At 67.8% G+C, this 21,276-nt stretch carries 17 protein-coding genes and 1 riboswitch; of the genes, 11 read left to right on the forward strand and 6 right to left on the reverse strand.

What is annotated here, in order from left to right; genetic code table 11:
- Positions 1-39 precede the first annotated feature (39 nt).
- A complete protein-coding gene (locus tag AB4851_RS23140; RefSeq protein ID WP_414451616.1) occupies positions 40-1,911 on the reverse strand; it encodes a YadA family autotransporter adhesin in 1,872 nt (623 codons plus the stop codon).
- Between the two features lie 359 nt (positions 1,912-2,270).
- Positions 2,271-2,365, forward strand: a riboswitch (glycine riboswitch).
- 156 nt (positions 2,366-2,521) lie between these two features.
- On the opposite strand from AB4851_RS23140, the gene AB4851_RS23145 reads away from it, so the two are divergent.
- The 5 genes from AB4851_RS23145 (at position 2,522) to AB4851_RS23165 (ending at position 6,625) form a co-directional block, all read left to right on the forward strand.
- A complete protein-coding gene (locus AB4851_RS23145) occupies positions 2,522-3,727 on the forward strand; it encodes a D-amino acid dehydrogenase (protein ID WP_414451617.1) in 1,206 nt (401 codons plus the stop codon).
- A 53-nt stretch (positions 3,728-3,780) separates the two neighbouring features.
- Complete coding sequence (locus tag AB4851_RS23150) at positions 3,781-4,005, forward strand: hypothetical protein (protein WP_414451618.1); 225 nt, start codon at positions 3,781-3,783, stop codon at positions 4,003-4,005.
- Positions 4,002-4,922 carry a helix-turn-helix transcriptional regulator gene (locus tag AB4851_RS23155; RefSeq protein WP_414451619.1) on the forward strand — a complete coding sequence of 307 codons (921 nt, stop codon included), beginning with the start codon at positions 4,002-4,004 and terminating at the stop codon, positions 4,920-4,922. Before AB4851_RS23150 ends, AB4851_RS23155 begins: the two co-directional genes overlap by 4 nt.
- Positions 4,870-5,622, forward strand: a complete 753-nt coding sequence (locus AB4851_RS23160; RefSeq protein ID WP_414451620.1) for a glutathione S-transferase family protein — start codon at positions 4,870-4,872, stop codon at positions 5,620-5,622. Before AB4851_RS23155 ends, AB4851_RS23160 begins: the two co-directional genes overlap by 53 nt.
- 232 nt (positions 5,623-5,854) lie before the next feature.
- Positions 5,855-6,625, forward strand: a complete 771-nt coding sequence (locus AB4851_RS23165; RefSeq protein ID WP_414451621.1) for an SDR family oxidoreductase — start codon at positions 5,855-5,857, stop codon at positions 6,623-6,625.
- 57 nt (positions 6,626-6,682) lie between these two features.
- On the opposite strand, the gene AB4851_RS23170 is transcribed toward AB4851_RS23165, so the two are convergent.
- Entirely contained in the window at positions 6,683-7,969 is a 1,287-nt protein-coding gene (locus AB4851_RS23170) for an MFS transporter (protein ID WP_414451622.1), read from the reverse strand.
- A 425-nt stretch (positions 7,970-8,394) separates the two neighbouring features.
- On the opposite strand from AB4851_RS23170, the gene AB4851_RS23175 reads away from it, so the two are divergent.
- The 3 genes from AB4851_RS23175 to AB4851_RS23185 are packed head-to-tail and all read left to right on the forward strand — an operon-like array spanning position 8,395 to position 14,354.
- Positions 8,395-9,636 carry an efflux RND transporter periplasmic adaptor subunit gene (locus AB4851_RS23175; RefSeq protein WP_414442247.1) on the forward strand — a complete coding sequence of 414 codons (1,242 nt, stop codon included), beginning with the start codon at positions 8,395-8,397 and terminating at the stop codon, positions 9,634-9,636.
- A gap of 12 nt (positions 9,637-9,648) precedes the next feature.
- Entirely contained in the window at positions 9,649-12,816 is a 3,168-nt protein-coding gene (locus AB4851_RS23180) for an efflux RND transporter permease subunit (RefSeq protein ID WP_414451623.1), read from the forward strand.
- A complete protein-coding gene (locus AB4851_RS23185; RefSeq protein WP_414451924.1) occupies positions 12,816-14,354 on the forward strand; it encodes an efflux transporter outer membrane subunit in 1,539 nt (512 codons plus the stop codon). The genes AB4851_RS23180 and AB4851_RS23185 overlap by 1 nt, the downstream gene beginning before the upstream one ends.
- Before the next feature lie 48 nt (positions 14,355-14,402).
- On the opposite strand, the gene AB4851_RS23190 is transcribed toward AB4851_RS23185, so the two are convergent.
- Positions 14,403-14,975: a TetR/AcrR family transcriptional regulator gene (locus AB4851_RS23190; protein WP_414451624.1), complete on the reverse strand. Its 573-nt coding sequence runs from the start codon at positions 14,973-14,975 to the stop codon at positions 14,403-14,405.
- Positions 14,976-15,073: 98 nt separating this feature from the next.
- Entirely contained in the window at positions 15,074-16,024 is a 951-nt protein-coding gene (locus AB4851_RS23195; protein WP_414451625.1) for a LysR family transcriptional regulator, read from the reverse strand.
- A 123-nt stretch (positions 16,025-16,147) separates the two neighbouring features.
- On the opposite strand from AB4851_RS23195, the gene AB4851_RS23200 reads away from it, so the two are divergent.
- The 3 genes from AB4851_RS23200 (at position 16,148) to mmsB (ending at position 19,971) form a co-directional block, all read left to right on the forward strand.
- The gene (locus tag AB4851_RS23200; protein ID WP_414451626.1) at positions 16,148-17,455 is read left to right on the forward strand and encodes an MFS transporter; all 1,308 of its coding nucleotides are present in this window, start codon (positions 16,148-16,150) and stop codon (positions 17,453-17,455) included.
- Positions 17,456-17,528: 73 nt separating this feature from the next.
- Positions 17,529-19,055 carry a CoA-acylating methylmalonate-semialdehyde dehydrogenase gene (locus tag AB4851_RS23205; protein ID WP_414451627.1) on the forward strand — a complete coding sequence of 509 codons (1,527 nt, stop codon included), beginning with the start codon at positions 17,529-17,531 and terminating at the stop codon, positions 19,053-19,055.
- Positions 19,056-19,077: 22 nt separating this feature from the next.
- Complete coding sequence (mmsB, locus tag AB4851_RS23210; RefSeq protein ID WP_414451628.1) at positions 19,078-19,971, forward strand: 3-hydroxyisobutyrate dehydrogenase; 894 nt, start codon at positions 19,078-19,080, stop codon at positions 19,969-19,971.
- Between the two features lie 25 nt (positions 19,972-19,996).
- Here the strand turns inward: mmsB and AB4851_RS23215 are convergent, their stop codons facing one another.
- Together AB4851_RS23215 and AB4851_RS23220 are read right to left on the reverse strand one after the other, a co-directional pair.
- Complete coding sequence (locus tag AB4851_RS23215) at positions 19,997-20,596, reverse strand: HD domain-containing protein (RefSeq protein ID WP_414451629.1); 600 nt, start codon at positions 20,594-20,596, stop codon at positions 19,997-19,999.
- An 89-nt stretch (positions 20,597-20,685) separates the two neighbouring features.
- Positions 20,686-21,264 (reverse strand): class I SAM-dependent methyltransferase, encoded by a 579-nt coding sequence (locus AB4851_RS23220; protein WP_414451630.1) that lies wholly within the window; start codon positions 21,262-21,264, stop codon positions 20,686-20,688.
- Positions 21,265-21,276 lie beyond the last annotated feature (12 nt).

Below are 21,276 nucleotides of genomic sequence, written 5' to 3' on the forward strand. Positions count from 1 at the left end.
TCTCTGTTCGTTGTTGTTGTCAGAACGCGTCAGGAAGCCTTACCAGCGGTAGCCCACACCGGCACCCGCGCCCACCGAGCCGCGCGTGTTGGTGGTCAGCGAACCCTTGACCATCCACTTTTGCGTGGCGGTCGACAGGCCGAGCGCCATCGCCGACTGGCCGCCGTACGTGCCGCCCGCGATCGACACCACGCGTTCGCCCGGCAGCACCGCCTGCGGCAAATTCGCCATCGCCATCGCCGAGGCGGAGCCGGCGGCCGCATCCTTGCGGTAGCCGTCCACATCCGAACGCAGCTGGCCGACCTGCTGGTTCGTGTAGGCGTTGGCGCGCTGCACGCCGTTGTCGACAGCCGAGTTCAACTGGCCGACGTTCGCCGCGTCCGTGTCCGCCACACCGGCCGCGACGTTGGTCACGCGCTGGCCGGCACCGTCGACGGGGCCGCCGTTACCCGCATCCCGGCCGGTATTGCCGGTATTGCCGGCATAGCCCGTGCTCGCCAGGGCATCGACCCGCGAGGTCAGCTCGAACAGTTGGCCGCCGTTCACGGCGTCGGTGCTGTTCGCCGCGATGCGGCCTGCCGCGACGTTCGTGAGCGCCACCGTCTGCGCCGCGCCGATCCCGCCGAGCGTGACCATGCCGCGGTTCGAGCCGGCGTCGTACACGAGCGCGTCGAGCGTCGAGCCGTCGCTGCCCACCAGGCCGGCCTGCTTCAGTTGCGCGACGTTCACCGCGTCGGTGTCGGCGGTGCCGGCCGCGACGTTGGTGATCTGGCGTTCGGCGCCCGCCGCGCCCACCGAGACGGTGTTGGCGCGATTGGCGACGCTGCCCTGGCCGAGTGCGACGGCGTTGGTGGCGCCGGCTTGCACTTGCGCGCCGAAGCCGATCGCGGTGCCGTTGAGTTCCGATACCGTGCTGTTCGCGCCCAACGCGGTCGATTGGACCGTGGCGGCGTTTGCGAGTGCACCGATCGCGGTGCCCGAGCCGATTGCGTGCGCTTGATAACCGAGTGCCGACGCGGGATTGCCCAGACCGGTGGAGTCGGCCAGCGCCTGATCGCCGATCGCGATGTCCGCGACCTTGTTGGCGGTCGCCTTGTAGCCGACGGCCACGGCGGCTTGCGAATTCGCGGCTGCGCCGTAGCCGATCGCCGCCGCCAGCGACGAATTCGCGGTGGCGGCCGCCCCGAGCGCAACGGAGTCGTAGCTGTTGGCCGCTGCTTTCACGCCAATGGCGACCGAGCTCGAACCGGTGGTCAGCGCGCTGTTGCCGAGTGCGACCGAGTTGTAGCTGTTGGTCTGCGCGCCGTTGCCGATCGCGACGGAGTTATAGCTGTTGGCCGCTGCCTTCACGCCAATGGCGACCGAGCTGCTGCCGGCGGTGCTGGCCGCGTGACCGAGCGTCACCGAATCGGACGAGGCGCTCAGGGCGTCTTCCCCAATCGATACCGAGCTATGTCCGAGCGTCTTCGCATTGGTGCCGACCGCCACCGAATCGTAGCTGCCGCTGTTGGCATTGAGGCCCAGCGCGATCGCTCCGCCGCCACCGTTCGACAGCGAGCCCTGGCCGATGGCGATGTTGCCGGCGCTGCCCGATGCCGCTACCGCGTTGTTGCCCAGTGCGACAGCCCCGGCGCCCGAGGCGCTGGCACCCGCGCCGATCGCGCTGGCGCCTGCCGATGCGGCGATGGCGCCGTGGCCGAGGGCGGTCGAGTCGGCGCCATTCGCGGCGGCCGACGCGCCGGCTGCCACTGCGTTCGCGCCCTTGGCCGTGGCGGAATCGTCGACGGTGGCCGAGCCCTTCGCCACGAAGTAGTCGCTGGTCGAAGCGGCATGGGCTGCGTTCACGCCGCCAAACATGGCGCCGACGAGGAAGGTGGTGGTGACTGCGCGTTGGATCAGTGAGGTTTTCATGGTTCGCTCCAGTAGGTTTTAACCGATGAGTTCACTTTACAAAGTGCTGACCATCGGTGATATCTGACCGGTTTCGAACCGCATAGGACTAGTACTAAAACCGGAAAACGCCGGCGCGACGGCGATGCGGGCACCGGTGGTCGAGTCAATTCCGTACCGGCTGAATGGCGGGCGAAAGAGGCGGTCGATGCCCTGGCGGGGGCGCGAAAATCCATACCGGGGCACGCGTCGCGGGGTCGCCGTGGAGGCTTCGACGCCGTGTATCGGCAGATCGGTGTCGAGGACGAGCGCGCGGTAAGGGATATCGCGTTTTCGTTGGCCGTTCCGCATTGCGTATGGTAAGTTTGCGGTCGTTCTACACGTGCATCACGGGAGAGACCGCTTGCTCAAGTCAAGCGGCGCCGACGGAGCAACCGCCCCGGAAACTCTCAGGCAAAAGGACCGTGATGCGGGAACACTCTGGAGAGCGGCGCCTTGCGCGCCCACCGAAGGGGAGCCGCGCCGCGATGTCATGCGGGATGTGGCGAAACTCTCAGGTAAACGGACAGATGGGGCAAATGCGCCGGCGGCACGGATCGCCGGCAATGCTCAACACTGTCTGGACCATCACATGTCACGAATCGCCATCATTGGCGCCGGCATTACCGGCGTCACGACCGCCTATGCGCTCTCGCAACGCGGCCACAGCGTCACCGTCTTCGAACGGCACCGCTATGCCGCGATGGAAACCTCCTTCGCCAACGGCGGCCAGCTCTCGGCCAGCAATGCGGAAGTCTGGAACAGCCGGGCCACGGTACTGAAGGGGTTGCGGTGGATGTTCACGCGCGACGCGCCGCTGCTCCTGAACCCGCGCCCCAGTGCGCACAAGTACGGCTGGATCGCCGAATTCCTCGGGAAGATCCCGCGCTACGAAGCGAACACGATCGAGACCGTGCGGCTGGCGATCGCCGCCCGTGCCCATCTGTTCGAGATTGCGGAGCGCGAGGGCATCGAGTTCGATCACGAGCGGCGCGGTATTTTGCACTTCTATGCAACGCGCAAGGAGCACGACGCGGCCACGCGCGTGAACACCTTGCTGCGTGCAGGCGGGCTGGACCGTCGAGCGGTGACGCCGGAGGAGATGCGCGCGATCGAGCCGGCGCTTCAGGGCAGTTTCCACGGCGGATTCTTTACGGAGTCCGATTCAACCGGCGACATTCACAAATTTACCCGGGGGCTGTCGTCGGCCTGCGAGCGTCGCGGCGTGCAATTTCATTACGACACGGCGGTCGGCGGCATCGAGTCGATCGAGGGCGGCCGGATCTCGATCGCCTCCGGGCGGCAACAGGAGGTTTTCGATCGTGTCGTCATCTGCGCCGGGGTCGGCAGTAAGCAGTTCGCCGCGATGGTGGGCGACCACGTGAACGTCTATCCGGTCAAAGGGTATTCGATCACCGTGCAACTGGACGATGCACCGAGCCGCGACGGCGCGCCCTGGGTCAGCCTGCTCGACGATCGCGCGAAGATCGTGACCAGCCGTCTGGGCGCGGATCGTTTCCGGGTTGCCGGCACGGCGGAATTCAATGGCGCGAACCGGGACATTCGCGCGGATCGGATCGAGCCTTTGGTCGATTGGGTGCGCCGCTACTTTCCCGCCGTCTCGACGTCTCGCGTGGTGCCGTGGGCGGGCTTGCGGCCGATGTTGCCGAGCATGCTGCCGCGAGTGGGGCGTGGCAAGCGCCCGGGCGTCTTCTACAACACCGGGCATGGGCATCTCGGCTGGACCTTGTCGGCGGCAACGGCGGAAGCCGTGACGTCGGTGATCGGCGAGGGTTGAATTCGCGGCATTGACCGACTGCCCGGATGCGGTCCGAACCTCGCTGCGACGAGATGAGCGAATTCGCACAGAGATTGAGCGAAACCGTCGCGATCATGCCGATATTTGATGACAGAATGGCTCACGTTCCCTGGACATCAACGATACCCGCCATGATCGCTTCACCGTTCGACACCGCGCCGCGTTGCGCTCGCGCATCACGCTGCCCGCAGCCGATCGTTGCCACGCTCGAATCGCCCGTGCCGTGGCCGACGCGCTCGCTGTCGGATGTCCCATGAATGCCGACCTGTCGGCAGAGAGCGAGGCCGCCGACCGCCTCGCCGAGGCAATCCGGTTCGGAGCGGGTTCACGCAGCGTACTGTCCAGGCCCGAGGTGGGCGCGGCGGGGCATATCGTGCAACGCTCCGATCTGACCTCGCGTCGGATCGTGGTCGGTCAGGCAACGCTGATTCTCGTCGAGGAGGGCACCAAGCGGATTCGCTGGCGTGGCGGCGAGGGCGTCGCGAACCCCGGGGCGGCGTTCACGCTGCAGGCCGGTGAACGCGTCGACATCTCCAACACGCCCGGCCGAAGCGGCCTCTACCGTGCGCTCTGGATCAACTGGAGTGCGGCGCTGCTCGCGATGCCCGAGCCGGTCAGGCGCCGGCCGAGCCCGCGCGTGGCCGTGCATGCCGGCTTGGGCGACGCGTTTCGCGCATCGTTCTATCGCGCCTTCAATGGCTTGCAACCGGCCGAAGGCCTGCCGCCGGCGATCGCGGCGAGCCGTTTGCGGGAAGTGCTGCTGTGGCTCGCCGAACGCGGTTTTCATTTTTCGTCCCTGGCGTCGGCGCCGGCGTCGTTCGGCGAGCAGGTTCGCACGCTGCTTGCCGCGGATCTGTCGACGGCGTGGTCGATGGAACGCGTCGCCGACGAAATCGCAACCAGCGTGCCGACACTGCGAAGAAAGCTGGCGGCGGAGGACACATCGTTTCGCCGGCTTCAGCAGGATGTCCGCATGTCGCATGCGCTGGCGTTGCTTCAGAACACCGATGTGCCTGTACTGGAGATCGCCCTGGCCACCGGTTATGCCTCCGCATCCCGCTTCTCGGCTCGCTTCCGTGAGCGGTTCGGCTATCTGCCCACCGACGTTCGCGGACAACGCCGTGGGCGCTCGGCGTCGTTCGCCCGCCATCTCGGCGCGCCGGACGGTGTCTAGCCACCGCATCGCTCATCGCCGTCTCGCTCGCTACATTTCATACCGAGGAACACATGCCATGCTGAAAATTCATCATCTGGGTCATTCGCAATCCGAACGGATCATCTGGCTCTGCGAGGAGCTGGACCTTCCCTTCGAACTGGAGAAGTATCAACGGGATGCCGTCACACGCCTGTCGCCGCCTGAATTGAAAGCGCTGCATCCTCTCGGCGCCGCGCCGCTGGTCGAGGTCGACGGCGCGTGCCTGGCCGAATCGGCCGCGATCGTCGAATTCATCCTCGCGCGATACGGGCATGGGCGGCTGCAGTTCGATTCGTCGCATCCGGCGTTCGCGTCCTATCTCTACTGGTTTCATTTTGCCAACGGCAACCTGCAGCCGGTCATGCTTCGATCGATGACCGTGGAGCGCTGCGGATTGCCGGCCGATCATCCGGTGTTGACGTCGACCCGGGGGCGGCTCGACAAGGTGCTGCGCCTGATCGACGACCGGCTGGCGCACAGCGCCTATCTCGCCGGCGACACGTTCACGGCGGCGGACATCATGAACGTGTTTTCACTGACGACGATGCGCCTGTTTCATCCGGTCGATCTCGCGCCTTACCCCGGCATACTGGCTTACCTCCAGCGTATCGGCGCGCGGCCCGCGTATCGTCGGGCGATGGAGAAGGGCGATCCGGACCTGACGCCGTTGCTGACCTGAGCGCGCGCAACGTAGCGGCGCATCCGATATCGCATCGAGCAGGGCCACCGCAGCAACGCATCGCGCGCCTCGTCCACCCGATACCCCTGCTCGAATCGCGGCCATTGTTGCGCCGCCGACCGACTTCCCGGCCCCCTGCTACGATCCCCGTCGAGACGGCACACGAGGCGCCCGGCGCCCCGGTCAGCCCTCGCTTCTCCCCCATCCCGACGGCACGCATTGGAGACACCCCATGGATCTCGGTATCAAAGGACGCACCGCGCTGATCACCGGCGCATCGAAAGGCATCGGCCTGGCCAGCGCGATCGCGCTCGCCAGGGAAGGGTGTGCGGTGCATCTGGTGTCGTCGAACCCCGACCTGCTCGAACTGGCCCGGCGCGAAGTCGAGGCGGCCGGCGAGGTGACGGTGCGCGCGAGCGCGGTCGATCTGTCCGACCCGGTTGCGCGTCGCGAGCTGCTGGCGGAAGCGGGCACGATCGACATCCTGGTCAACAACGCCGGCGCGATTCCGGGCGGCGGCCTGGAGGCGATCGACGAGGCCGCGTGGCGGGCCAGTTGGGAACTGAAGCTGTTCGGCTATATGGATTTCGCGCGGCTGGTGCTGCCGGCGATGATGGAGCGCGGCAGCGGCGTGATCGTCAACGTGATCGGCGCGGCCGGCGTGACGCCGCGCTACGACTACATTCTCGGCTCGACGGCGAACGCCGCGCTGGTGGCGTTCACCCAAGCGGTGGGCGCGCATGCGACGCGACGCGGCGTGCGCATGGTCGGCATCAACCCGGGGCCGTGCGCGACGCAGCGGCTCGAAAAGCTCTATCGCAGCCGCGCCGAAACGCAGCTCGGCGACGCCTCGCGCTGGCGCGAACTGCTCGACGGGCTGCCGTTCGGCCGGCCGTCGGAGCCCGAGGAGATGGCCGATCTGGTCAGCTTCCTCGCATCGGATCGTGCGTCCTACCTGAGCGGCGTGGTGATCGACGCCGACGGCGGCGCGAAGTACCGCTGAGGTACCGCCGGCCCCGCGCGCGGGCCGGCCTGAGCGCGTGGCCCGCGCCGGGCGCGCTCAGGCGGTGCGCCGCCGCTGCGCCGCCGGCAGGATTCCCACCAGGAAAATCGCCGCGCCGCCGATGCAGCACAGCGCCATCTGCGTGCTCATGACAAGCGCGGGCGATTCCGGAAAGCGCGTCAGCAGCACGCCCTCGATATAGCTGGCGCAGGCACCCATCCCCGTCATCAAGGCGTTCATCAGCGCGGAGGCCGTGCCGGCGAACTGCGCGGCGCGCTCCATCGCGCCTTGCTGCGCGATCGGCGTGAGGATGCCGAGGCAGGTGGTGTTCAGCGACAGCAGCAGCGTCAGCACGGTCACGTCGAGCCGGTGGCCGGCGGACAGCGACAGCATCGTCAGCGGCGACGCCACCGACACCGCCAGCGTGGCGGCCAGCACCCACTCGCCGGGCACGCCGTGCTTGCCGAGCCGCGCGCTGATGAACGAACCGAGCATCAGGCACAGCGCCATCACGGCGAACAGCAGGCCATACAGCGTGGTCGAGACATGCAGCACGTCGATGAACACGTACAGCGAGCCGGTGATGTACGAGAAGTGGCTGGAGAACGTCAGCGCGATGATCAGCGCGTACGACAGGCTGGTCTTGTCGGTCAGGAACTGCCGGTAGTCGGCCAGCACCGAGCGGCGTGCGGGCGCGGCGTCGGACGGCGTGAGGCCGCTCATGCCGCCGAGCTTCGCGCCGTGGCCGTCGGCGCGCGCGAGCTTCGCATGCGACGATTCCGGCAACTCGCGCGCCACGATCAGCAGCATCAGGAAGCCGCCGAGCGCCATGAAGCCGTAGATCCACCGCCAGTTGCCGAACATCAGCAGCAGGTTGCCGAGCGTGGGCGCGGTGGTCGGCCCGATGATCCGCACCACGGCGGCGTAGGACAGCAACTGGCGCGCTTCGTCGCCGCTGCGCTGATCGCGGATCACCGTGATCGCCAGCACCGAGGCCGCGCCGGCGCCGGTGCCCTGCAACAGCCGGCACACCAGCAGCATGTCGAACGAGGTCGACAGCGTGGCCAGCACGCTCGCGAACGTGTACACCACGCAGGCGAACAGCAGCACCGGGCGGCGCCCCATCCGGTCGGACAGCGGCCCGTAGATCAGCGGCGACACCGAGAAGCTGAAAAAGAAGAAGCTCAGGGTTTGCGACACGCGCTCGATCGGCATCGAGAACATGGTCGCGATGCTGGCGAAGCCGGGCAGGCCGAGGTCGATCGACAGAGCGGGGAAGATCGTCAGGATTCCGCAGATGATGACGAGTCGAAGCGAAGCGATATGAGGCGGAAGACGGGACATCGGTGATCGGCGTGGAGTGGAGCGGCGGCACGGGTAAGCCGGGCCATCACTGTACGCGACGAAAATTAAATTCCTAAGATGTTTCGTCCGTCTTTACCCGGCAAAGCTTCCATTTTCCTTTCGTATTCCTGCCTTTTCTCGTGAAACCCGCTGTGCGTCGCGCCTGAATTCAGTAGCCGACAGCCTAGAACAATCCCGCAGATCCCCATCCAGCATGCGTTTGCGCCCATTCGCGCGAGGCAGCGCCGTGCTTCGTCATTTCGTCGCGCTTGATCATTTGGATGTTATGGGTAATCTAACGCAACTTGGATGTCGATAGACATCCAAAATGAGGCCGGCCGCCGGGTGGGGTTACGCGGCGCCGACATCGCCCGGTTCGTTCGCATGCGCACGATGCCGGGCGCAACGCTTTCCAGGGTGAAGCAGTGGATACGAAGACAAGACTGGACGAAGACGGCGCGCACGTGGACGGCGGCCGCAATGGCGGGCCGAAGCGGCGCGCGCGGGCCGTGGCGATCGCGGTTGCGATCGTGGTGATCGGTGGCGGGTTGTGGTTCCATCATGCGCAGCAGGGCGGCGCGGGTACGGCCGCCGCCGCGCCGATGGGGCCGCACGACGTGACGGTCAGCCGGCCGCTGGTGCGCGATCTCGATACGCGGCTCGGTTTCCTCGGCCAATTCTCGGCGGTCGATCAGGTGGAGCTGCGCGCGCAGGTGGGCGGCACGCTGACGGGCATCCACTTCCGCGACGGCGCGGTGGTCCACAAGGGCGACCTGCTGTTTACGATCGATTCGGTTCCCTACGAAATCCGCTATACGCAGGCCAAGGCGCAGCAGCAGACGGCGGCCGCGCGGCTGGTGCTGGCCAAGCAGGAACTGGCGCGCGCGCAGCAATTGCAAAGCGCCGAAGCCGGCACCCAGCAGAACACCGAACAGCGCACCTCCGAGCTGCACGCCGCGCAGGCCACGCTCGACGACGCCGACGCGCAGGTGCGCGACGCGCGCTTCGACCTCGACCACTGCCGCATCGTCGCGCCGTTTACCGGCCGCATCGGCCGGCACCAGGTGTCGGTCGGCAACCTGATCGCCGGCAGCCGCTATGCGGCCAGCCCGACCACGCTGCTCACCACGATCGTCTCGCTCGATCCGATCTACCTCGATTTCGACATGAGCGAATCGGACTACGAAGCGTTCCAGCGCTATCGCGGCAACGTGGCGGGCCTGCCGGCCGACCGCGTGGAGCTGGCCTCGGGCGGCTCGACGAACTACGACCGCCAGGGCACGCTCGATTTCGTCGACAACGTGCTCGACCGCTCCAGCGGCACGCTCCACGCGCGCGCCACGGTGCCGAACGCCGACGGCCGCTTCACGCCCGGCGAGTTCTCGCGCGTGCGGGTGGCCGTCACGCACCCGGCGCCCACGCTGCTGGTGCCCGACGCGTCGGTGCTGCCGAACCAGTCCGAGCATATCGTGCTGACGGTGGCGGCCGACGGCACGGTGGTGCCCAAGCAGGTCGAGCCGGGCGAGGTGCGCGGCGGCCTGCGCGTGATCCGCTCGGGCCTGACCGACAGCGATCGCGTGATCATCGACGGCCTGCCGTTCGCGGCGCCCGGCTCGAAGGTGAAGCCGCACGACGGCACCATCAGCTACGCGGCCCAGCCGCAATAAGGGGGCGACGTCATGAGAATCGCCCATTTCTTCATCGACCGCCCGCGCTTCGCGACGGTGGTCAGCGCGTTCCTGACGCTGATCGGGCTCGGCGCGATGTTCGTGCTGCCGGTCGCGCAGTATCCGGAGATCGTGCCGCCCACGGTGCAGGTCACCACCTCGTACCCCGGCGCCTCGGCCGACACGATCGCGCGCACCGTGGCGACGCCGCTCGAGCAGCAGATCAACGGCGTCGAGAACATGCTCTACATGAGCAGCCAGTCCACCGGCAACGGCCAGCTCACGGTGACGGTCACGTTCCGCATCGGCACCGACCTGAACGTCGCGCAGATGCTGACGCAGAACCGCGTGCAGGATGCGCTGCCGCGCTTGCCGGAAGACGTGCAGCGGCTCGGCGTGCAGGTGCGCAAGTCCACGCCGAGCATCCTGCTGGCGGTGCACCTGTACTCGCCGAACCACTCGCACGACACGCTCTACCTGTCGAACTACGCGACGCTGCACGTGAAGGACACGCTCGCGCGGCTGCAGGGCGTGGGCGACGTGCAGATCCAGGGCGCGCGCGAATACGCGATGCGGATCTGGATCGATCCCGATCGCGCGGCCGCGCACGACCTGACCGCGAGCGAGGTGCTGGCCGCGCTGCGCGCGCAGAACGTGCAGGTGTCGGCCGGTATCCTGAACCAGCCGCCGGTGGCGACCGGCTCGGCCTATCAGATCAACGTCGAGGCGCTGGGCCGGCTGTCCACGCCGGAGCAGTTCGGCGACATCGTGCTGAAATCCGATCCGCAGGGGCGTGTCACGCACCTGCGCGACGTCGGGCGCGTCGAGGTGGGCGCGGCCGATTACGGCGCGACCTCGTTCAAGGATCGCGACGACGCCACCGCGATGCTGATCTACGCCGAACCGGGCGCGAACTCGCTGGCCGTCGAGCACGAGGTGCTCGGCGCGATGGAAGGGCTTAAGAAGGAATTCCCGGCCGGCGTCGATTACCAGATCATCTACGACCCGACGATCTTCATCGGCAAGTCGGTCGACGAGGTGATCACGACGATTTTCGTCGCGATCCTGCTGGTGGTGGGCGTGGTGTTCGTGTTCCTGCAGAACTGGCGCGCGACCATCATTCCGGTGGTGGCGATTCCGGTGTCGCTGTTGGGCTCGTTCATCGTGCTCGCGACGTTCGGCATCTCGCTGAACAATCTCTCGCTGTTCGGGCTGGTGCTGGCGGTGGGGATCGTGGTGGACGATGCGATCGTGGTGGTGGAGAACGTCGAGCGCAACATGCGCGCCGGCATGTCGGCCGTGGAGGCCGCGCACCGCACCATGGACGAGGTCGGCGGCGCGCTGCTGTCGATCGCGCTGACGCTGTGCGCGGTGTTCGTGCCGTCGGCGTTCATCTCGGGCATCTCGGGGCTGTTCTTCCGGCAGTTCGCGGTGACCATCGCGGCGTCCACGGTGATCTCGTGCTTTGTCTCGCTGACGTTGAGCCCGGCGCTGTGCGCGGTGCTGTTCAAGTCGCATCAGGCCGGCCACGAAGCGGCGCCGAAGGGTCGTGTCTCGCGGATGCTGGAGTCGGGTTTCGCCAGCTTCAACCGCGGCTTCGACCGGATTTCGTTCGGCTACGGCAACCTCACGCGGCGGCTGGTGCGCGGCCTGACGGTGATGCTGGCGATCTATGTCGCGCTGATCGCGGTGGCCGGCGTGGAGTTCTCGCGCACGCCCACCGGCTTCATTCCCGAGCAGGACCAGGGCTACCTGATCACGATCGTCCAGTTGCCGCCGGGCGCCTCGCTCGAACGCACCGAGAAGGTGGTGCGGCAGGTGACGGACATCGCGCTGTCCACCAAGGGCATCGAGCACGCGGCGCCGTTCGTCGGGCTGGACGCGACCACGCTGACGGTCGCCTCGAACTCGGGCACGGTGTTTACGGGCCTGCCGTCGCTCTACAACCACTCGCTGCCGGGCGTCACCGCCGGCACCGTGCTGGCCGACCTGCGCAAGCGGCTGTCGGTCATCAAGGATGCCTACGTATTGACGATCCCGCCGCCGCCGGTGCAGGGCCTCGGCAGCGCGGGCGGCTTCAAGATGATGCTGGAGGATCGCGCGGGCCTGGGGCCGGACGCGCTCGTGAAGGCAGCCAAATCGCTGGTGGCGGCGGCCAACAAGGACCCGCATTTCGCCGGCGTGTTCACGCTGTACAACGCGGGTTCGCCGTCGGTGTTCGCGGATATCGATCGGGTCAAGGCGCAGAAGCTCGGCATCACGCCCACCGACGTGTTCTCGACGCTGCAGGTCTATCTGGGTTCGCAGTACGTGAACGACTTCAACTACCTCGGGCGGACCTACGAAGTGATCGTGCAGGCCGACGGCAGCTTCCGCCACAGCGGCGAGGACATCGGGCGGCTCAAGACCCGCAACCAGGCCGGCGAGATGGTGCCGATCGGCTCGGTCGCGACGTTCGAGGATCGCACCGTGCCGTATCGCGTGCCGCGCTTCAACCTGTATCCGGCCGCCGAAGTGCAGGGCGCGGCCGCACCGGGCGTGGCCACCGGCACGGCGCTGCATCGCATGGAGGAACTGGCGCACGACGTGCTGCCGCAGGGCATCTCGTTCGAATGGACCGATCTGGCCTATCAGCAGCAGCAAAAGGGCACGCCGACACTGGTGGTGTTCGGCGCGGCCGCGCTGTTCGTGTTCCTGGTGCTGGTGGCGCAGTACGAAAGCTGGAAGCTGCCGCTGGCGATCGTGCTGATCGTGCCGATGTGCATTCTGGCGTCGGTCACGGGGCTGTCGATTCGCGGCATGCCGATCGACATCCTGGCGCAGATCGGCTTCGTGGTGCTGGTGGGGCTGGCGGCCAAGAACGCGATCCTGATCGTCGAGTTCGCCAGACAGAAGGAGGATGAAGGGGTGGACGCGGCGGAGGCGGCCGTGCATGCGGCGCGTACCCGCCTGCGTCCGATCCTGATGACCTCGTTCGCGTTCATTCTCGGCGTCGCGCCGCTGGCCGTGGCCACCGGCGCGGGCGCGGAGATGCGGCAATCGCTCGGCACCGCGGTGCTGTTCGGGATGCTCGGCGTGACGGGCTTCGGCCTGCTGTTCACGCCGGCGTTCTACGTATTCATTCGCCGCTTCGGCCAGAAGAAGAAAGAAGCCTGGTTCGGTCGCAAGGAGGAAGCATGATGTCGCCGTCCAAACCCTGGCGCGCGGCGCGCCCGTCGCGCGTGCCGGCGATCGCCGCCGCCGGGGCGTTGCTGTTCGCGCTGGCCGGCTGCGCGGTCGGCCCCGATTATCACGCGCCGGTCGATACGCTGGTGCCGTTCGAGCATGCGCCGAAGCAGGCGGAATCCGGCGCATCTAGTGCATCGGCCGCCGCGCTCGATAGCTGGTGGACCGGCTTCCACGATCCGGTGCTGGTGTCGATCGTCGATCGCGCGCTGGCGCAGAACCTGGACCTGGCCGCCGCGTTCGCGCGGGTGCGGCAGGCGCGCGCCGCGGCCTCCGCGGCGGGCGCCGCGCTGCTGCCGACCGTCGATCTCGACGGCTCGGCGAGCGACCAGCACCAGAGCGAACTGAGCCCCACCGGCTCGCTCGCGAAGGCGTTCCCGGGCTACAGCCGCAGCCAGCGCGAATACACGCTCGGCGCGGCGGCGAGCTGGGAAATCGATCTGGCCGGCGGCCTGCGCCGCAACGCGTCGGCAGCGGCCAACGAGGCGCAGGCGGCCGAGGCGGACCGGCTCGGCACGCGCGTCACGGTGGCCGCCGATGCGGCCGACGCGTACCTCCAGGTGCGCGGCTACCAGGCGCGGCTCGCGGTGGCCAACGATCAGGTGCGGACCGATACGCATCTGCTCGATCTCGTGAAGGCGCGCCGCCGTGCGGGCGCGGCCGACGAGCGCGAGATCGCGCAGGCCGACGCGTTGCTGCGGCAGGCGCGCGCGCTGATCCCGACGCTGCAGACCAATCTCGTCGCGCAACTGAACCGGCTCGACATCCTGATGGGCGCGCAACCCGGCACCTACGCGAGCCAGCTCGCGGTGGCGGGCGAGATCCCGGGGATTCCGTCGGTCGATGCGAGCGCGACGCCCACCGACGTGCTGCGCCGCCGGCCCGACGTGATCGCGGCCGAGCGCCGGCTGGCCGCCTCGAACGAGCGGATCGGCGCGGCGCTGTCGGACTACTACCCGAAGCTGTCGATCTCGGGCCTGCTCGGCTTCGACAGCATCAACGCCGGGCAGTTGTTCACGGCGCGCGCGTTCCAGCCGGCCGTCACGGCCGGGCTGCGCTGGCGGCTGTTCGACTTCGGCAAGGTGGACGCCGAGGTGGCGTCGGCGCGCGGCGCGAACGCGGAGGCGCTCGCTGTTTATCGGCAGACCGTGCTGAAGGCGGCCGAGGATGTCGAGAACGCGTTCGTGACGCTGACGCAGACGCAACTGCGGCAGGGCGAACTCGATGCCGAGGTGGTGTCGCTCACGCGCGCGCGCGATCTGTCGGAGAAGGCGTACAAGGCCGGCGCGATCACGCTGACCGATGTGCTCGACGCCGATCGGCAACTGCTGAGTGCGCGCGACGATCTCGATGCGACGCGTGCCGATTCGGCGCGGGCGGCCGTGTCGGTGTTCCGGGCGTTGGGCGGGGGATGGGCGACCGGGCAGACGGCGGATGCGGCCGTGCCGGCGTCGGGCGGCTTGCCGAAGCCGGCGGCGTCGGCCGCCGGTTGATGGACTGAGACCCGGCCCAGGCCGGCCGACACCGGCCGGTCGATTGCCTCAGGGCTGCTGAAGCGCCTTGCGCGCCTCGCGCAGCACCGAGGCCGCAAGCGCCTCGTCGTTGACGAGGCGCGCGACCGTCAGCGCGCCGATCATCGTCGAGACGATCACCGTGGCCTTCTTGCGCGCCGCGGCCGGGCTCAGGTCGGTCAGGTGGCTTGCGAACAGGTCGATCAGCGCGATCGTGCTGTCGGCGGCGGCGTTGCGCACGTCGTCGCTGGCGCGCACCAGTTCGCTCGCCAGCGAGACCAGCGCGCATTCGCTGCAACTGCCGCCCAGGTGCAGCGCGGACAGGTAGCGGTCGATGGTGGCGTCGAGGCCGCGTTTGCCTGGCGTGCCGTCGAGCGTGACGGCCATGTGCTCGCGCGCGTTCTGCGTGGCGAGCTTGAGCGATTCCACCACCATCTGGTCTTTCGAGGCGAAGTGCTTGTAGAAGCCGCCGTGCGTGAGGCCGGCCTCTGCCATCACGTCACTGAGCGCGGTGCTCTCGATGCCGTTCTCGCGGAACTTGCGCGAGGCGGCTTCGACGATGCGCTGGCGGGTTTCGGCGGTTTCCTGTCTGGACTTTCTCATGAGCGCGATGCGGCTGTCTGGATCGTTTGGATTACATACAACATCTTTCGGCGCGTGGCAAGCGTGAGCGCGGCAGACAAGGTCCGCATGGGCCGCCTTCAGAGCGCCGCGAACTTCATCTCCGGCGTCTGGCCGAGCAGGAACGTGCGATTGAGCACGGCCGAATCGCGCAGGAAATCCCATAGCGCCGAGATCCGCCGCAGGTTGCGGATGTCCTCGCGGCAGCACAGCCAGAAGTGCCGCGTGATCGAGACTTCACCCGGGAACACCGGGATCAGGCGCGGATCGGGTTCGGCCATGAAGCAGGGCAGGATCGCAAGCGCGGTGCCCTGCAGCGCCGCGTGGTATTGCGCCACGATGCTGGTGGTCGACAGGTTGGCGCCCGCGCCCGGCACCGTGCGCTCCAGGTACAGCAGCTCGGGGCTGAACACCAGGTCGGTCACGTAGTTCAGGAATGCGTGCTCGCGCAGGTCGGCCAGCCGGGGCGACACCGGGTGACGCTGCAAATAGGCCTGCGTGCCGTACAACTGCAACCGGTAATCGCACAGCTTGGTGTGCACGTACTGGCCGCGCTCGGGGCGCTCCAGCACGATCGCCAGGTCGGCCTCGCGCTTCGACAGGCTGACGAAGTGCGGCACCGGCAGCAGGTCGATCGAGATCTCCGGGTGCGCCCGCGCGAAATGCGCCAGTTGCGGCGCGAGAAAGAACGAGCCGAAGCCCTCGGTCGAGCCGATCCGCACGTGCCCCGACAGCAGGTTCGCCCCGCCCTTGAACTGTTCCCCCGCCAACTGCACGGCGCTTTCGATCTCGTCGGCATAGGTCAGCAGCCGCTGGCCTTCCGAGGTCAGCACGAAGCCCCCCGCCCGCGATTTCTCGAACAGCACCGCTTCCAGCGAGGCCTCCAGCTCGCGCACGCGCCGCGCCACCGTGGTGTGGTCGACGCCGAGCCGGCGCGCCGCCGCGCTGGCCGTTTGCAGCCGCGCGACGGCCAGGAAATAACGCAGATCGTCCCAGTTGATCCGACGCATTTCGCTTGTGGATTTTTGCATAACGGATGGGTTATTAGCGGTATTTCGTGTGGAAAATCAAAGAACTATACTCGCCGGGACGTCGCCGCAAAGTGCGACGCGCAATAGGGATTCCCCTCATTGGACAAGAACACCGGAGACAACATGGAACTGCATTCGACCGCCGCCGCGGCGCCACCGGCCACGCGCCGGTCCGCGAAGGATTACGTCGTGGCTGGCTGGGCCAGCATGGCGGGCACCACCATCGAGTGGTACGACTTCTTTCTCTATGGCACCGCCGCTGCGCTCGTCTTCAACAAGGTTTTCTTCCCCACGCTCGACCCGGTGCTCGGCACGCTGGCCGCATTCGCCACCTATGGCGTGGGCTTCATCGGCCGGCCGATGGGCGGCATCGTGTTCGGCCACTTCGGCGACAAGATCGGCCGCAAGTCGATGCTGATGGCCACGCTGCTGATGATGGGCATTCCGAGCATCGCGATCGGCCTGATCCCGTCGTTTCAGAGCATCGGTTACTGGGCCGCCGGGCTGCTGGTGGCGATGCGCTTCATTCAGGGCATGGCGGTGGGCGGCGAGTGGGGCGGCGCGGCGCTGATGGCGGTGGAACACGCGCCGCCGGGCAAGAAGGGGCTGTTCGGCAGCCTGCCGCAAACAGGCGTGGGCTTCGGGCTGATTCTCTCGTCGAGCGCGATGGCGATCGTCGCGGCGCTGCCCGAACCGGCGCTGCTGTCGTGGGGCTGGCGCGTGCCGTTCCTGGCCAGCGTGGTGCTGCTGATCGTGGGCTGGTATATCCGCACCCGCGTGCCCGAGTCGCCCGATTTCGAAAAGCTCAAGCAGGAAGGCGCGCGCGTGAAATCGCCGGTGGCCGAGGTGATCGTGCGTCACCCGCGTGCGCTGCTCGCCATCATCGGCGCGCGCACCGCCGAGAACACCTGGTTCTATCTGGTGGTGGCGTTCGCGCTGTCCTATGCGGCCAATCAATTGTCGATCCCGAAGGCGCAGATCCTTCACGCGATCACGGCCGGCGCGGCGTTGTCGATCGTCACGATGCCGCTGTCGGGTTACCTGAGCGACGTGATCGGGCAGAAGCGCCTGTTCGTGATCGGGCTGGTGGTGATGTGCCTGTTCGCGGCGCCGTTCTTCCTGATGCTCGAAACGCGCCACGCCCTGGCCGTGTGGTGGGCGATGGTGCTCGGCGTGGGCGTGGTGTTCCCGATCCTCTACGCGCCCGAATCGCAGTTCTTCGCCGCGCAGTTCCCGGCGCAGGTGCGCTACAGCGGCATTTCGGTGTCGGTGCAGGCGGCCGGCGTGCTGGGCGGCGGCATCGCGCCGATGATCGCCACCGCGCTGCTCGCCGCGGGCGGCGGCAACCCGCGCTACGTGGTGGCCTACATGGTCGTGCTCGGCGCGATCGCGATTGCCTGCGCGCTATGCCTGCGCGACGGCAAGGAATAACCCCATCCATTTACCCGGTGCGCAGTGCCCGACCCGTCGAGGCGCTCGCATCGGCAACCGCAGAGAGTCGAACATGAATGCAGTCATTCAGGATAACGTAGCAGGCGTGCCGAACGTGCCGCTGTTGATCAACGGCGAATTCGTCGAATCGACCAGCACCGAGTGGCGCGACATCGTCAACCCGGCCACCCAGCAGGTGCTGGCGCGCGTGCCGTTCGCCACGGCCGGCGAGATCGATGCGGCCATCGAGGCCGCGCACGCCGCGTTCGCCACCTGGCGGCACACGCCGCTCGGCACGCGGCTGCGCGTGATGCTGCGCTTCCAGGCGCTGGTGCGCGAGCACATGTCGCGCATCGCCGCGGTGCTGACGGCCGAGCAGGGCAAGACGCTGCCCGATGCCGAAGGCGACATCTTCCGCGGCCTCGAAGTGGTCGAGCACGCGTGCTCGATCGGCACGCTGCAACTCGGCGAATTCGCCGAGAACGTGGCCGGAAGCGTGGATACCTACACGCTGCGCCAGCCGATCGGCGTGTGCGCCGGCATCACCCCGTTCAACTTCCCGGCGATGATCCCGTTGTGGATGTTCCCGATGGCGATCGTGTGCGGCAACACGTTCGTGCTGAAGCCGTCGGAGCAGGACCCGCTGTCCACCATGGAGCTGGTCAAGCTCGCGATCGAGGCCGGCGTGCCGAAGGGCGTGCTGAACGTGGTGCATGGCGGCAAGCAGGCGGTGGATGCGCTGTGCACGCACCGGCATGTGCAGGCCGTGTCGTTCGTCGGTTCGACCGCCGTCGGCACGCACGTATACCGGCTCGCCAGCGAGCACGGCAAGCGTGCGCAATCGATGATGGGCGCGAAGAATCACGCCGTGGTGCTGCCCGACGCGAACCGCGAGCAGACGCTCAACGCGCTGGCGGGCGCGGGCTTCGGCGCGGCCGGCCAGCGCTGCATGGCCACCTCGGTGGTGGTGCTGGTGGGCGCCGCGCGCGACTGGGTGCACGACCTCGCGGCCAAGGCGCGCACGCTGAAGGTCAACGCCGGCCACGAGGCCGGCACCGATGTCGGGCCGGTGGTGTCGAAGGCGGCCCGCGCGCGCATCCTGGCGCTGATCGAATCGGGCGTGCAGGAAGGCGCGACGCTGCTGCTCGACGGCCGCGACGTGAAGGTGCCCGGCTACGCCGACGGCAACTTCGTCGGCCCGACGATCTTCACCGACGTGAAGACCGACATGCGCATCTACACGCAGGAAATCTTCGGGCCGGTGCTGGTGGTGCTGACCGTCGACACGCTCGACGAGGCGATCGCGCTGGTCAATGCCAATCCGTTCGGCAACGGCGTGGGCCTGTTCACGCAGAGCGGCGCGGCGGCGCGCAAGTTCCAGAACGAGATCGACGTCGGCCAGGTGGGCATCAACATCCCGATTCCGGTGCCGGTGCCGTTCTTCAGCTTCACCGGCTCGCGCGGCTCGAAGCTCGGCGATCTCGGCCCGTACGGCAAGCAGGTCGTGCAGTTCTACACGCAGACCAAGACCGTCACCGCGCGCTGGTTCGACGACGCCACCGTCAACGACGGCGTGAACACCACCATCAGCCTGCGCTGAACCCGCACGAGGACCGCACATCATGAAGATCGGATTCATCGGGCTGGGCAACATGGGTGCGCCGATGGCGCGCAATCTGCTGAAGGCCGGGCACGCGCTGCGCGTGTTCGACCTCGACGTGGCGGCGGTGCGGGCGCTGGCCGATGCCGGCGCGCGCGCGGCCGCCTCGCCGAAGGATGCCGCGAGCGATGTCGAATGCGTGATCACGATGCTGCCGGCGGCCGCGCACGTGCGTCACGTGATCGGCGCCGAGGACGGCGTGCTGGCGGGGATCGCGCCGGGCGTGACGATCGTCGATTGCAGCACGATCGATCCGGCCACCGTCAAGGCGATGGCGCAGGCGGCGGCCGCGCGCGGCAACGGCTTCGTCGATGCGCCCGTGTCGGGCGGCACCGGCGGCGCGACGGCCGGCACGCTGACGTTCATGGTCGGCGCGGCGGGCGCGGAATTCGATGCGCTCAAGCCGTTGCTGGCCGCGATGGGACGCAACATCGTGCCGTGCGGCGGCGTGTCGATGGGGCAGGTGGCGAAGATCTGCAACAACCTGATCCTCGGCATCACGATGGCCGGCGTGTCCGAGGCGATGGCGCTCGGCGAGGCGCTCGGCATCGATCCGAAGGTGCTGGCCGGCATCGTCGACAGCTCCACCGGGCGCTGCTGGAGCTCGGACACCTACAACCCGTTCCCGGGCGTGGTGGAGACGGCGCCGGCTTCGCGCGGCTACAGCGGCGGTTTCGGCACGGACCTGATGCTGAAGGATCTGGGCCTGGCCACCGACGCCGCGAAATCGGTGCGGCAGCCGGCGTATCTGGGTGCGCTCGCGCAGCAGTTGTACCAGGCGCACAGCGCCGGGGGCAGCGGGGGGCTGGATTTCTCGTCGGTGATCGGGCTGTATCGCGCCAGGCCGAAGGGCTGATGCGCGAAGGCCGGCGTGCGCGCGGTCAGCGGGTGGCGAAATGCGCACGCACGCGCTCGCGGGCCGCGTCCCACAGCGCCGGCGAGCCGCGCGCGATGACCGGGCCGTAGCGCTCGATCACCTGCTGTTCGGTGATGCCGTTTTCGCGCCAGGTGCCGCCGTCGGTCAGCGTGTTGATCAGCAGCGGTTGCAGGCGGTCGAGCGCCTTGGCGAAGATCGCCTCGGGGGTGCGCGCCGCCTCGAATTCTTCCCACAACGCGCGCAGCGCCGTGCCCTGCGCCTCGGGCAGCAGCCCGAAGATGCGCGCGGCCGCTTCGTGCTCCTGCGCCTCGATGTCGTTCGCGCCCGCGCCCGGCGCATGGAACGGGTGATCGCCCGCGTCGATCTCGACGATGTCGTGCACCAGCAGCAGCTTCACCACGTGCATGACGTCGGCGCCATCGGCGTACTGCGGCGCGAGCGTCATCGCGAACATCGCCAGATGCCACGAGTGCTCGGCCGAATTTTCCTTGCGGGTGCGATTGACGAGCGGCGATTGCCGCAGCACGGATTTGAGCTTGTCCAGCTCGGCGAGAAAGGCGAACTGCTGGCCGAGCGGCGGGAGGGTGGGGGTGAGGGCATCCAAGAGGCGTTCTCCTTCGCTTGCGTGACGTCGCCGGTATTGTGACGTGTCGCGAAGGGTTGCGCCAAGCGTCGCCCGTCCCGTTCTCCCGTTCAGATCCAGCGGAACGTCAGGTCGCTGTCCTTGCTCTGCTTGAACTTGTTGCACTTCGCCAGCACGTTGTAGCGGATCGGGAACAACTCGCGGCCCGGCGATTCGAGGATATCGATCTCGACGATATCGAAGTCGCGCAGCAGCGCGTTCCAGCCGTGCTCGGTGATGCGCCAGCAATCGGGCGTCGGCCCGTGGATGCGCCAGTTCAGCGGCGCCGAAATCAGCAGCCAGCCTTCGTGGCGCAGCACGCGCCGGATTTCCTTGACCGCCTCGAACGGATTGAGCGTGTGCTCGATCACTTCCATGCAGACCACGCAGTCGTAGGTGCTGTCGGCGATCTGCACATTCGGGCGGGTGATGTCGCCGACGATGTCGGGCGCGTAGGTATCCACCACGTCGAACGTGTCGACCGCGAAGTTGCCGAAGCACTCGCGCACGAAGGTGCGATCCTGCGGGCCGACTTCCAGCAGGCGGCCGGACTCGCCGGCGAGCTTCTGGGCGGTGCCGCGCACGAAGGCGGCGAGGTGGTCGCGCGCCAGCGAGAAGGTGTCGTTGTCGAATTGCGAAGGAATGGCCATGGGGTTACCTGT

The organism is Burkholderia sp. 22PA0099 (genome assembly GCF_047497165.1).
Classification (GTDB): domain Bacteria; phylum Pseudomonadota; class Gammaproteobacteria; order Burkholderiales; family Burkholderiaceae; genus Burkholderia.